At 27.8% G+C, this 12,086-nt stretch carries 12 protein-coding genes; 6 read left to right on the top strand and 6 right to left on the bottom strand.

The window, feature by feature from the left end; translation table 11 throughout:
• Nucleotides 1-158: 158 nt before the first annotated feature.
• The 6 genes from Q3304_RS06840 (at nucleotide 159) to Q3304_RS06815 (ending at nucleotide 6,075) form a co-directional block, all read left to right on the top strand.
• Nucleotides 159-1,199 carry a M42 family metallopeptidase gene (locus Q3304_RS06840; RefSeq protein ID WP_407813859.1) on the top strand — a complete coding sequence of 347 codons (1,041 nt, stop codon included), beginning with the start codon at nucleotides 159-161 and terminating at the stop codon, nucleotides 1,197-1,199.
• Nucleotides 1,200-1,577: 378 nt separating this feature from the next.
• Complete coding sequence (locus tag Q3304_RS06835) at nucleotides 1,578-1,829, top strand: TM1266 family iron-only hydrogenase system putative regulator (RefSeq protein ID WP_003430584.1); 252 nt, start codon at nucleotides 1,578-1,580, stop codon at nucleotides 1,827-1,829.
• Nucleotides 1,830-1,843: 14 nt separating this feature from the next.
• The gene (gene hydF, locus Q3304_RS06830; protein WP_407813860.1) at nucleotides 1,844-3,052 is read left to right on the top strand and encodes a [FeFe] hydrogenase H-cluster maturation GTPase HydF; all 1,209 of its coding nucleotides are present in this window, start codon (nucleotides 1,844-1,846) and stop codon (nucleotides 3,050-3,052) included.
• 35 nt (nucleotides 3,053-3,087) lie between these two features.
• Entirely contained in the window at nucleotides 3,088-4,173 is a 1,086-nt protein-coding gene (gene hydE, locus Q3304_RS06825; protein ID WP_231300711.1) for a [FeFe] hydrogenase H-cluster radical SAM maturase HydE, read from the top strand.
• Complete coding sequence (hydG, locus tag Q3304_RS06820; RefSeq protein WP_407813861.1) at nucleotides 4,174-5,550, top strand: [FeFe] hydrogenase H-cluster radical SAM maturase HydG; 1,377 nt, start codon at nucleotides 4,174-4,176, stop codon at nucleotides 5,548-5,550. It begins immediately after the preceding gene.
• A 90-nt stretch (nucleotides 5,551-5,640) separates the two neighbouring features.
• Entirely contained in the window at nucleotides 5,641-6,075 is a 435-nt protein-coding gene (locus Q3304_RS06815; RefSeq protein WP_054276933.1) for a hypothetical protein, read from the top strand.
• 73 nt (nucleotides 6,076-6,148) lie between these two features.
• Here Q3304_RS06815 and Q3304_RS06810 read toward each other — a convergent pair whose 3' ends face one another.
• The 6 genes from Q3304_RS06810 to Q3304_RS06785 form a co-directional block, all read right to left on the bottom strand.
• Nucleotides 6,149-7,468 (bottom strand): aminotransferase class III-fold pyridoxal phosphate-dependent enzyme, encoded by a 1,320-nt coding sequence (locus Q3304_RS06810; protein WP_054270615.1) that lies wholly within the window; start codon nucleotides 7,466-7,468, stop codon nucleotides 6,149-6,151.
• Nucleotides 7,469-7,760: 292 nt separating this feature from the next.
• A complete protein-coding gene (locus Q3304_RS06805; RefSeq protein ID WP_407813862.1) occupies nucleotides 7,761-8,549 on the bottom strand; it encodes a putative ABC transporter permease in 789 nt (262 codons plus the stop codon).
• A gap of 115 nt (nucleotides 8,550-8,664) precedes the next feature.
• A complete protein-coding gene (locus Q3304_RS06800) occupies nucleotides 8,665-9,624 on the bottom strand; it encodes a VanZ family protein (RefSeq protein ID WP_407813863.1) in 960 nt (319 codons plus the stop codon).
• A 155-nt stretch (nucleotides 9,625-9,779) separates the two neighbouring features.
• Nucleotides 9,780-10,097, bottom strand: coding sequence for a hypothetical protein (locus Q3304_RS06795; RefSeq protein ID WP_054270618.1), 318 nt, complete (start codon nucleotides 10,095-10,097; stop codon nucleotides 9,780-9,782).
• Nucleotides 10,098-10,194: 97 nt separating this feature from the next.
• A complete protein-coding gene (locus tag Q3304_RS06790; protein ID WP_054270619.1) occupies nucleotides 10,195-10,695 on the bottom strand; it encodes a GNAT family N-acetyltransferase in 501 nt (166 codons plus the stop codon).
• 52 nt (nucleotides 10,696-10,747) lie between these two features.
• Entirely contained in the window at nucleotides 10,748-11,947 is a 1,200-nt protein-coding gene (locus tag Q3304_RS06785) for a DHHA1 domain-containing protein (RefSeq protein ID WP_407813864.1), read from the bottom strand.
• Between the last annotated feature and the right edge of the window lie 139 nt (nucleotides 11,948-12,086).

The following is a 12,086-nucleotide window of genomic DNA, read 5'->3' as shown; positions in this document are numbered from 1 at the left end:
AACTATTTTTACTTTAAATCTATATAATATAAATTAAATTTATTTTATATACTTTTTTTTTAAGTATATTTAGAATTTTTTCTTTTATTTTTAGTTTTCAGAACATTCGTATTTATGTTATAATTTGTATGAATATATATTTTTTAGGAGGAAACAATATGAATTTAAATTTAACTAATACTATAAATTTAATGAAAAAATATTTAGATATCCCAAGTCCAGCTGGATATACTGAAAATGCAGTTTTAGAAAGTAAAAAAGACTTTGAAGCATTAGGTCTTAATACTATTCTTACAAAAAAAGGTGCACTTATAGCTACTCTTCCTGGTGAAGATGATTCAAATCAAATAACAATATCTGCACATATGGATACACTTGGAGCTATGGTAAAAGAAATATCATCTGATGGTACTCTTAAATACCATAAAGTTGGTGGTGGTTGTTGGGCAGCTATAGAAGGAGAAAACTGTACTGTTATAACTAGAAAGGGTAAAAAAATCAGAGGAAGTATTGTATTTAAATATGCTTCTACACATATATATGGTCAGACAAAGGCTGCTACTGAGAGAAATGAAGAAACAATGATTATCAGACTTGATGAAAAAGTATTTACAAAACAAGATGTATTAGATTTAGGAATAAGTGTTGGAGATTTTGTGTATCTAGACCATCGCTTTGAAGCTACAGAATCTGGTTTTATAAAATCTAGATATATAGATAATAAAGCTGCTGTAGCAATGGTTCTTGAAATATGTAGATATTTTAAGGAAAATAATTTAACTCCTAAACATACTACTAACTTTTATATAAGTAATTATGAAGAAATTGGACATGGTGTTTCTAAAGCTTTACCTGAAAAAACAAAAGAATTTGTAGCAATAGATATAGCACCAACTGGGCCAAGTCAAACATCTAGTGAACATGGTGTAACTATAGTTGCAAAAGATAATTTATCATTATATGATTTTAATTTAAGAAACAAACTTGTCGATGTTGCAGAAGACAATAATTTAGATTATGCTGTCGATGTATTTACTTTCTATGGTTCAGACGCTTCAGAGGCCATTCGTTGGGGAGAAGATGTTCAAATAGCATGTGTTGGTCCTGGAACAAACAATAGTCATCACTATGAAAGAACACATATAGAAGCTATCGAAAACACTCTAAAACTACTTATAAACTATATGCTTAAAAAATAGTTAAATACACATTTTACTAAAGTCATTTCTTAACAAATAACCAATTTTAATTTTAATTTTTATACAAAAATTGGTTTTCCTATAGACTTAATTTCAATTTACTACTATTATATAAGTAGCTTCAATTTTCTTTAGTTAATTTTTATATAATTTATATAAATTATGTGAAAATTTTCTTTAGTTAATTGTTGTTAAATTAAATTTTTACAAGCTAACCCTACCAGAAAAGAGTTATCTAATCTGTAAGGAAATAGTTTAATATGGCACATTATACTTGTGTAATTAATAACTTTTCTTTTGTAGAAACTTTTCTTTAAAAGAAAAGTTTTTTGATTTTGGATTTGTTTAAGACATATTTTCTGAGTTAGGAGGATATTTATGAAAAAGGTTGCGGTCATAAGTGCTATTTTAGAAGAGCCAAAAGAATGTCAGCTTAAATTTAATGAGGTTGTATCAGGTTTTAAAGGTATTATTAAAGGCAGAATGGGAATTCCTTGTGAAGAAGAAGGAGTATCGATTGTATGTATAGCAGTTGTTGGCGAAATGGATACTATTAATAGTTTGACTGGTAAATTGGGAAACATACCTCATGTATCTGTAAAAACTAGTATATCAAAAAAAGAAATTTAAGGTGGTGAGTACAAATGAGTCTAAATTCTACTCCACAATCAATAAGAGTACATATAGGTCTCTTTGGTAAAAGAAATGCAGGTAAATCTAGCATAATAAATGCTATAACGAATCAAAGTGCTGCGATAGTATCAGATATTGCTGGAACTACTACAGACCCAGTATTTAGACCAATGGAAATCCTTCCTATAGGACCTTGTGTTCTTATAGATACTGCCGGTCTTGATGATGTTGGTGAACTTGGTGAACTTAGAATAAGTAAATCATTAGATGTTTTGGAAAAAACAGATATAGCTTTACTAGTAGTTGATTGCCAAATTGGTATATCAAAAGAAGATTTAACGCTAATTGAAAAGTTTAATGATAAGAATATACCTCATATTTTAGTTCTTAACAAGATTGATACAATTAAGAATCACTCTGAAATTTTAGACTTAACTAAAAATAAAGTTAAATGTCCAGTTGTTTCTGTCTCATCAACAGATAAAATTGGAATTGAAGATTTAAAGAATGAAATAATAAGAGTCTTGCCTAAAGACAGCACTGAATTTAAATTGGTATCAGATTTAATTGAACCAAATGATTTAGTTGTTTTGGTAGTTCCAATAGATAAAGCAGCCCCAAAGGGAAGACTTATACTTCCTCAACAGCAAGTTATAAGGGATATTTTAGATACTGGAGCAATTTCTATAGTTACAAAAGAAGATAGTTTAAAAGAAACTCTATCTAGTCTAGGTAAAAAACCAAAACTTGTTATTACTGACTCTCAAGTATTTCCACAAGTAGATAAAGATACTCCAAAAGATATTCCTCTTACATCTTTTTCTATATTATTTGCTAGACAAAAGGGAGACCTTAAAGAATTAATTAATGGTGCTTATGCTTTAGAAAACTTAAAAGATGGTGATAAAGTCTTGATGGCTGAGGGATGTACTCATCACAGACAGACTGATGATATTGGAACAGTAAAGATTCCTAACATGATTAGAAAGAAAACTGGTAAAAATATTGCTTTTGAATTTAGTTCTGGAGTATCCTTCACTGAAGATATAAATAAATATGCACTTGTAGTTCATTGTGGAGCTTGTATGATGAATAGAGCTGGAATGTTATCTAGAATAGAAAAGGCAAAATCTTTCAATGTACCTATAGTAAACTATGGTATTTTAATAGCATATGTAAAAGGTATTTTAGAAAGATCACTTGAACTTTTCAATTATTAAAAATTTAACCATATTTAATAATTACATATTTAGATATGACTAAAAATAAGATTAAATACTTTATAGATAAACTTTACAGCATAAATTCATTAAGCTTTGATGAACTACTATATTTAATAGAAAATATCGACAATGAAGAATATAACTTTGAACAAAATTTAAGAAACTATCTTTATAAGCAAGCTAGCGACATGAGAAATAAGCATTATGGAAACAGAATCTATTTGAGAGGACTTATAGAACTTACAAACTATTGTAAAAATAATTGCTACTACTGTGGAATACAATCTTCTAATAAAAATATCATAAGATACAGACTTTCACTTGATGAAATACTTGAATGTTGTGATATAGGATATAAAATAGGATACAGGACTTTTGTTTTGCAGGGTGGTGAAGATACATATTTTAATGATGATAAAATATGTGAAATTGTTTCAAATATAAAAAATAAATATGAGGATTGTGCCATAACACTATCACTGGGAGAAAAGAGTTATGACTCATATAAAAAATACTTTTTAAGTGGTGCAGACAGGTATCTTTTAAGACATGAAACTGCTACAGACAGTCATTATAAAAAATTACATCCACCAAACATTGAACTTAAAACTAGAAAGGAATGCCTAAAAAACCTTAAGGAAATTGGTTATCAAGTAGGTGCTGGATTTATGGTTGAGTCACCATTTCAAACCAATGAGGACCTTGTTCGTGATTTATTGTATCTAAAAGAATTAAATCCTCATATGGTTGGAATAGGACCTTTTATTCCACATCATGATACAATATTTAAAGATTATAAACATGGAGATTTAGAAAAGACACTACTTATGCTTTCAATTACAAGACTTCTACTTCCAAAAGTTTTATTACCTGCTACAACGGCCCTTGCATCTATAAACCCTAGTGGAAGAAATGCAGGTCTTTTAGCTGGCTGTAATGTAATTATGCCAAACCTTTCTCCTCAAGAATTTAGAAAACAATATTCTCTTTACGATAACAAAGCCTTTACTGGTCAAGAAGCTTGTGAGTATCACCAAAGTTTAGAAGAAAACATCAAGTCATTAGGACTTAAAGTCGACTATTCTCGTGGTGATAATATTGAATGGAGGCGTTTGTAAATGTTCATAAAACATGAACTAATTAATTCTTTATTAGAGGATGCAAAAAATTCAACTTATGATGATATTGAAAAGGTACTTGATAAGGCTGATAGAAGGGAAAAACTTACTTATAAAGATATAGCTACTCTTCTTGAAGTGGAAGATAAAAAACAACTAGATAGATTATTTAGTATAGCTGGGCAAATAAAAAACGAAATATATGGTAATAGAGTGGTTTTATTTGCCCCTCTCTATGTATCAAACTACTGTGTAAATGAATGTGTTTACTGTGGTTTCAGTACATGCAACAAATTTAAAAGAAAAAAACTTACTATGGATGAAGTAAAAGAAGAGGTTAAAATACTAGAAAAAATGGGTCATAAAAGACTTGCTCTAGAAGCTGGTGAAGACCCTAAAAACTGTGATATAAATTATATTTTAGATTGCTTAGATGCAATTTACTCAACATATAACGAAAATGGAAATATAAGAAGGGTAAACGTTAACATAGCTGCTACAAGTGTAGATGAATACAAGTTACTAAAGGAAAAAGGAATAGGAACTTATATATTATTCCAAGAAACTTATCATAAACCAACATTTATAAAGATGCATGGTCAATCTATAAAAAATGACTACTATTACCACTTAACAGCTTTTGATAGAGCTATGGAAGCTGGTGTTGATGATGTTGGTGCTGGAGTCTTATTTGGCTTATCTGACCCAAAATTTGAAGTTCTAGGACTTATGATGCATAATGAACACTTAGAGGAAAAATTTGGAGTAGGATTCCACACTATATCTTTCCCTAGATTAAAAAAAGCTGAAGGAATGAGTTTAGAAGATTTTCCTCACTTAGTTTCTGATGATATGTTCAAAAAAATAGTAGCTATAACTAGATTAGCCATTCCTTTTACTGGAATTATAATGTCCACTAGAGAAACTGCTGATATGAGAAATGAATTGCTAAAATATGGTGTATCACAAGTCAGTGCAGGTTCTCTGACAGGTGTTGGAGGATATAAAGCATATGAAGATGGTGACAATACAGAACAATTTGAAGTTGGAGACCATAGAAGCCCTGTAGAGGTGCTTAAAGAACTAATAACTGATGGATATATCCCTAGTTATTGTACAGCTTGTTATCGCAAAGGTAGAACTGGAGATAGATTTATGAGTTTAGCTAAAAGTCGCCAAATCCACAATGTCTGTACACCAAATGCTCTTACTACATTAAACGAATTTCTAATTGATTATGGTGATGAGGAACTTAAAGCTATGGGCAAAAAACTTATCACAGAAGAAATAGCTAAGATAGAAAGAGAAGATATAAGAAACATAGTATCTAACAATATGACTGCCTTAGAACGTGGAGAAAGAGACTTATACTTATAAAATTTTATTACTTATATATTATTTATTGTATATTCTATGGGTTAGTAGTAATATTATCTAAAGGGAAAGTTTAAGGGAGGGAGATTAACATTGAAAGATAACAACAATACCAATAAAACTATTCAATTTGGAGAAAAAAAAGCTAGCCTAGAAAGCAATATTCAAAAAAATAAAAATATCAAACTTGATAATACACACAAAGTCATTCCTTACCCTAAAAATAGAAAAAAGGATGATAAAAAGAAAAGTAACAAGAAAAAGAATATAAATACCAATAAATCTAAAGTCAATAAAAATAATTATGGTCATTCTTTTTTTAACAACAAATACAAATATAAAAGAAAACCTTATGTTATTGCCTTATACACAGTAATTTTTATTCTTTTAGCAATATTAATTATAACTAAATTAACAGATAATACAAGTAAAGGTAACTACTCTCGTAATACTGTTTCTGATGCTCACAAGAATGACATCCAAAACATGACCCTTAATGAATCAACTAATCTTCTTACTTGTGGGTAATTTAAAAGAGTTATCTCATTTCAGAAATTACTTTCTAAAACTGAGATAACTCTTATTTTTATTTATATGTATTTTACCAACCTTGAGTTACTTCATATACTTCATCACCAATTCTACCATTTAAATAATCATCTATTGCAGAATCTATGATACTCATTGCTTTATCTACTTGTTCCTTAGTTATTACTAGAGGAGGTTGTACTCTTAAAGTAGATTGACCTAAGAATATCATTATTAAACCAGTTTGTATACATCTATAACATATCTTAGCTGTAGCATCTGGATTTTTTTCATTAGAGCCATTTCCTTTAACTATATCAACTCCTATAGATAATCCTAAAGCTCTTATTTCTCCAATTATATCGTATTTTTCTCTTAACTTCTCAAATCCTGCTTTAATATAATCTCCCATTTCTATACTCTTTTGAAGTAAGTTTTCTCTTTCAATTATTTCTATAGATTTTAAAGCAGCTACACATACTGTTGTATTTCCAGCTAAAGTAAATAGATGTGCTGGAGCATCAAGGCTTTGCATTATCTCAGTTCTTCCAACAACTGCTCCTAAAGGTAATCCACCTCCAACAGATTTTCCAAGAACTATAAGGTCTGCTTCAACTCCGAAATTTTCTATACCAAACCACTTACCTGTTCTTCCCATACCTTGTTGTATTTCATCACTTATAAGTAGTATTCCATTTTCTTTACATATTTTACTTAAACCTTGTACCCACTCTACTGGAGGTACTATTATTCCTGCATCTCCTGCAATTGGTTCTATAAATATTGCAGCTACTTCTTCTGCTGGTAAATAGTGCGCAAAAGCATATTCTATCTCATCTAAGCATTCTTTAGCTGTTCTATTTTTATCAGGATAATGGAAGTGATAAACTTCTGGTAACAATGGACCCATTTTTCTTCTCATATTTGTACTTAATGCAGATATAGATATAGCTCCATAAGTACTTCCATGATAAGATTCATACATAGATATTATTTTTGTTCTTCCAGTATACCCTCTTGCTAGTTTTATAGCAGCATCTATACAAGCAGAACCTGTTGCACTGTATAATACTTTTTTATCATTATCTCCAGGGGCTATTTCCACAAGCTTCTCAGCTAATTTTACAGGAGGATCACTATGGAAATACGCAAGTGTATATTGTGTAATATCATCCATTTGTTCTTTAACTGCTTGTGAGATTTCCTTATTTCCATGACCTACATTCGCAGAGCCTGCACTTGCTAAAAAATCAACATACTCATTACCTTCATAATCATATAACATTGCACCATCACCTGATTTAAATGCTACTGGATAGTAAGGTATTTTTTGAGTTTTAGCAACATATTTTTTTTCTTCTGTACTTATCATTTGACTAGTTATCTCGCTCATTGGCAAATCATCCCCTCTTTAAATAGATTTATGTTTTAAAATTATTGCGATTTATAAAGATATTCCTATATAAAATTCTTTATATACTTAATGTTATTATCTTTGACACAAATTGTCAATATATGTTTTTACAATTTTCAAAATATTTGTTATTCAGGAACAATATATTTTATTCTTATCAAATAAACATTATTCCACAAAAAATAAAGGACTCTATTCTATTTTTATAGAGTCCTTTGAAAATTAACTTATAAATACCATTATTCTGTTTATTTTCTATTAAATTATATAATTATTTTTTATTTTCTCTAATAATACCTTTGAAATACTCTAATTGCTCTTGTTGTTTTTTATGTTTTATATATGGAAAAGCTTTGATAACTCTTTTTTGTAGGATAATATTGGACTCTATACGGTCTAATTTACTGTTTATTTTGTTTATTTTTTCTCTAGTCTCCAATTCATCTTTATTTACTGTTTTAAATAAAGCTTGTATCTCGCCTCTATCAAATTTATCAAGTTTCACATTTATCTCACTAAGGTCTGCAATTATCTCATCTAACAAGTTTAACTTTATATCCAATTTTTTGAGTGTTATAATAGTAACAATCAAATCAATTATAGCCCAAAGTGTTGTAATTATAGCCATTGATATTAATATTCTATATGGAATTGTTCCTACAAAATACTTTATAAATGGATGTATCAACTTTACTATTATAACAGACATTACACCAAAGTATATTGCATTTTTTAAACATACTCTACCCTTTATATTGAATTTTCTGTCAGAATAATCCCACCATTTTGCATGAAATAAGGTCTCTAAAATAAATCCTGTAAAATACTCTAATATTGTTGTTAAAATCATGCCTAATATAAATATTATGACTATATTATCAAACCTTTCCAATAATGATATTATAATCACTGCTCCAAAACCATAAACAGGACATATTGGACCATTTAAAAAGCCTCTATTAATTATTCTTTTGCTCGCTATAGAACAACCTATACTTTCTACTGTCCATCCTAAAAAAGAATATATAAAAAAGTACAAAACATACCTTATTATTTCCATAATTTATCTCTACTCCTTCACTAAGTTGTCTTATTTTATGCATAATGTAAAAATAGTTATAGAAATAGTTTTTTCGTTTTTTATGTTTGTTATTCTTTTATATTAAATTAATGTCCTATTCATTTAATCCAATTAACAATTTGCTAGCTACAATCCCATGTTTATCTTTTGATTGGTTTTCTTTATCAATCCAAACATAAAATGTATCGTATTTCCTTAATAATGGTAAATTTTTAACATCAAATTCTTGATATTTAACTACATCACTTTTTGATTCTTCAGTAATCACATAAGATACTAATCTTGTATTTTCACTTAAATAAATTCTTACATTTCCATCACTATCAATTATATTTTCTGGTCTCTTTACTTTATTATTAGAACCAGCTTTAATGGTTATTGTGCCTTTTTCAAATTTCTCAAATGTACCAATTATGTCTACTTCATCTTTATTTATATCCTTGATTATTTCCTTATTTTCCTCAATTAATATTTTTGATATTTCTTTATTTGATTTAAATTTAAAGTTTAGCAAATCTTGATAATTTATAGAAATAATTCCTAGCCCTATAACTCCTAAAACCAAGCTCGTTCCTATTATAGCCTTGAACTTTATTATATTATTAGGAAATAATTTAGTCATATTTATGTAAATAGCAATACCAATTATACCACCCAATGAATTTAAAATAATATCATCTATATCACTACTTCCAAGAGCAAGAATATATTGTATTGTTTCAAATCCTAAACTAATAAATATAATTGCTATAATCATAGTTTTTTTATTTAATTCTTTAAATACTATAGGGAAGAAAATCCCCATTGGAATAAATATGCCTATATTTCCTATAATATTTACAGTAGCTCTCATAAAACTAATATTATTATCTATGATAAATTGCCATATTGTATAAAATGGTATTAAATTTACAGACCTGAACATTCCTTTAAAAATAGCATAAATTGGTACATCTTTAAATAAAATTATTCTTATAGTCAATAAAACATATACAAAAAATATTATGTACACAATTGATAGTAAGAATTTTTCTAATTTTTTATTTTCTTCCACTAATAATCACCTTCTCTCTTAATATTTCAATGGTAGCAATAAACATTTAAGACGATTTTAAAATTTTCTTAAAATTTCCTTAAATATTTATTAAAAACATAAAAAAGCCTACACTAAAAAGTGTAGACCTTAACAAATCCTTAAACAAATATCTTCTAATGAATAACGAACAATATAATTGTTGAAAAAACAATAACTAATGTTAAAAGAAGCCTAGCATATAAAAAGTTTTTCTCTTTTAACATAACTCCTACTATTCCAAATATAAAAAATATAGATGCAATAAACTTACCAAGAATATTGCTATTTGGATAATAACTAAAAAGCATAAAACAAAGCACAAATGTAAGTACCCCTATTGCATTAAATACAAATTTATTAGATGCTATTTTTCCTTTGTTGAAAAAGAAGCAAAATATTGATACTAAATCTAAAAATAAAAATACATAAAACATTCCTTTGAAAACGTCCATTTTTATACCCCCTAAAAATTCTAATTATAATATCCAGTTTATTTCACATAATTATCAATATACTCAATAATCTCTATAATATCATAGGTTTATATTACTAGTGTATTACTTCATATTCATACATATTATAATCACACTCATACATATTTAAAGACTCATATGTTGCTTTTGCATTTATGTTTTCTTTTTCTACATATAATCTCATTCCAACAATAGTTTCATCTCTATCACACATATTTTTTATATAATTAAATAAATAATTAAAAATACCTTTTCTTCTATATTCTTTCTCTACATATACACTCTGAATCCAAAGAAAATTCCCATTTCTCCAATCACTCCACTCATACGTATACATAATCTGTGCAACAACTTTATCAAATACTGTATAGACATGATATTTACCTTTTCTTTCATCCAATAATAATGCTTTTACACCTTTAGTCAGAACATCCATATCAAGCTCTTTTCCTTCAGTTTCCTTAGCTAAATTATAATTAAATTTTGCTATTACATCCAAATCATCTATACGAGCTTCCCTTATCTCTATTAATTCTTCATTTTCATATAACTCTATATAATCCTTTTGTTGTTCCATGTTTATTCCCCCATATCTATTTTATTACATTGATGTTTTTGCTTAAATATATTTATAGAGTTTTTTCTAGCTTCATAAATGCATAATCAAGTGTAGCTTCTAAATTACCATTATTTTTTCCTCCACCTTGAGCTAGTACTTGGCTTCCTCCACCTTTACCATCTATAAGACTTATTGCATCTTTTAATAAATTTCCCATATTAATATTTTTCAAGTTTTTAGAACATGCAAAAATTAGATTTATTTTATCTTCAAATTTAACAGCAAATAATGCAATATTATTTTCATCTTCTGTAATTTTGTTTGCTATTTTGTTTACATATTTTAAATCTTCATTATCATAGACCTTTTTAATAACTGAAATAGTATTAATTTTATTTGCATTTTCAATCATTTCCTTAACTTGATAATTAGCTACTACTTCTTCAATCTTTCTTTTTTTACTTAGAGCTGCTTCCACCTTATTATTTAAATTTACAATACCATTTATAGCATCCTCTTCATTGCAACTCAAATATCTACATATTTTAGTCAGATATATATCCCTTTTTAATACTTCATCCACTGCCCTTTTACCTGCTAGAAACTCTATTCTTGTACTTGACTTATGTTTTTCCCATTTCTTTATTTTTATCATTCTCAATTCACCAGTTGATTTTGGATGCACTCCACAACACGCATTTGTATCTAAATCACCTATTTTTATTACTCTTATCTCTTCATTAGTATTTGGCAAGTCACGTCTTAACCAAATCTTTTTTAGTTCTTTTTTTGTTGGAAGTAAGGTTTCTACTTGTATATTTTGACGAATAATTTCATTAGCAAGCAACTCTATCTCTCTAATTTTATCTTCTTCTAAATTACCTTCTATATCTACTGTACTATACTCATTTCCTAGATGAAAACCTGTCGTATTTGCATTAAAAGTTTTAAAAAAACATCCAGATAGTACATGTTGTCCAAAATGTTGATGCATTCCATCCTCTCTTCTCTCCCAATCAATACTACACTTTACCTTATGTATCTTTATAGGTTTTTTATCTAATATATGGTATATATTTTTTCCATCTTCATACACACTTGTTACATCATAATTCTCTATTTTTCCCAGGTCTCCAAACTGACCTCCTCCTCCAGGAAAAAACGCTGTCTTATCTAATAAAACATGATACTTATTTTCTATTTCTTTTATTTCAATTATTTCTGCTGTAAAATCTCTTACATATTGGTTTGTATAATATAACTTTTCCATTATAATTCTATCTCCATTTTCTTAATTCTAGACTACTTTACTTTTTAAATACAAATTTCAACCTAAGCTTAATTTAATTGTATTAAAATAGAACTCATCCTATTATTTACTAACATCATCTACTATATTTTAACATATA

The sequence above is a fragment of the Clostridioides sp. GD02377 genome (assembly GCF_045899875.1).
Lineage (GTDB): Bacteria > Bacillota > Clostridia > Peptostreptococcales > Peptostreptococcaceae > Clostridioides > Clostridioides difficile_A.
The sequence above is the reverse complement of the archived record's forward strand: the minus strand, read 5'-3'. Positions and strand labels throughout refer to the sequence as shown.

Excerpts from the sequence above, each read along its gene's own strand:
- Q3304_RS06810 (WP_054270615.1), bottom strand. The coding sequence starts at position 7,468 with ATGAGCGAGATAACTAGTCAAATGATAAGTACAGAAGAAAAAAAATAT.
- Q3304_RS06805 (WP_407813862.1), bottom strand. The coding sequence starts at position 8,549 with ATGGAAATAATAAGGTATGTTTTGTACTTTTTTATATATTCTTTTTTA.
- hydF (WP_407813860.1), top strand. The coding sequence starts at position 1,844 with ATGAGTCTAAATTCTACTCCACAATCAATAAGAGTACATATAGGTCTC.
- hydG (WP_407813861.1), top strand. The coding sequence starts at position 4,174 with ATGTTCATAAAACATGAACTAATTAATTCTTTATTAGAGGATGCAAAA.
- Q3304_RS06795 (WP_054270618.1), bottom strand. The coding sequence starts at position 10,097 with ATGGACGTTTTCAAAGGAATGTTTTATGTATTTTTATTTTTAGATTTA.
- Q3304_RS06840 (WP_407813859.1), top strand. The coding sequence starts at position 159 with ATGAATTTAAATTTAACTAATACTATAAATTTAATGAAAAAATATTTA.
- Q3304_RS06790 (WP_054270619.1), bottom strand. The coding sequence starts at position 10,695 with ATGGAACAACAAAAGGATTATATAGAGTTATATGAAAATGAAGAATTA.
- Q3304_RS06785 (WP_407813864.1), bottom strand. The coding sequence starts at position 11,947 with ATGGAAAAGTTATATTATACAAACCAATATGTAAGAGATTTTACAGCA.
- Q3304_RS06835 (WP_003430584.1), top strand. The coding sequence starts at position 1,578 with ATGAAAAAGGTTGCGGTCATAAGTGCTATTTTAGAAGAGCCAAAAGAA.
- hydE (WP_231300711.1), top strand. The coding sequence starts at position 3,088 with ATGACTAAAAATAAGATTAAATACTTTATAGATAAACTTTACAGCATA.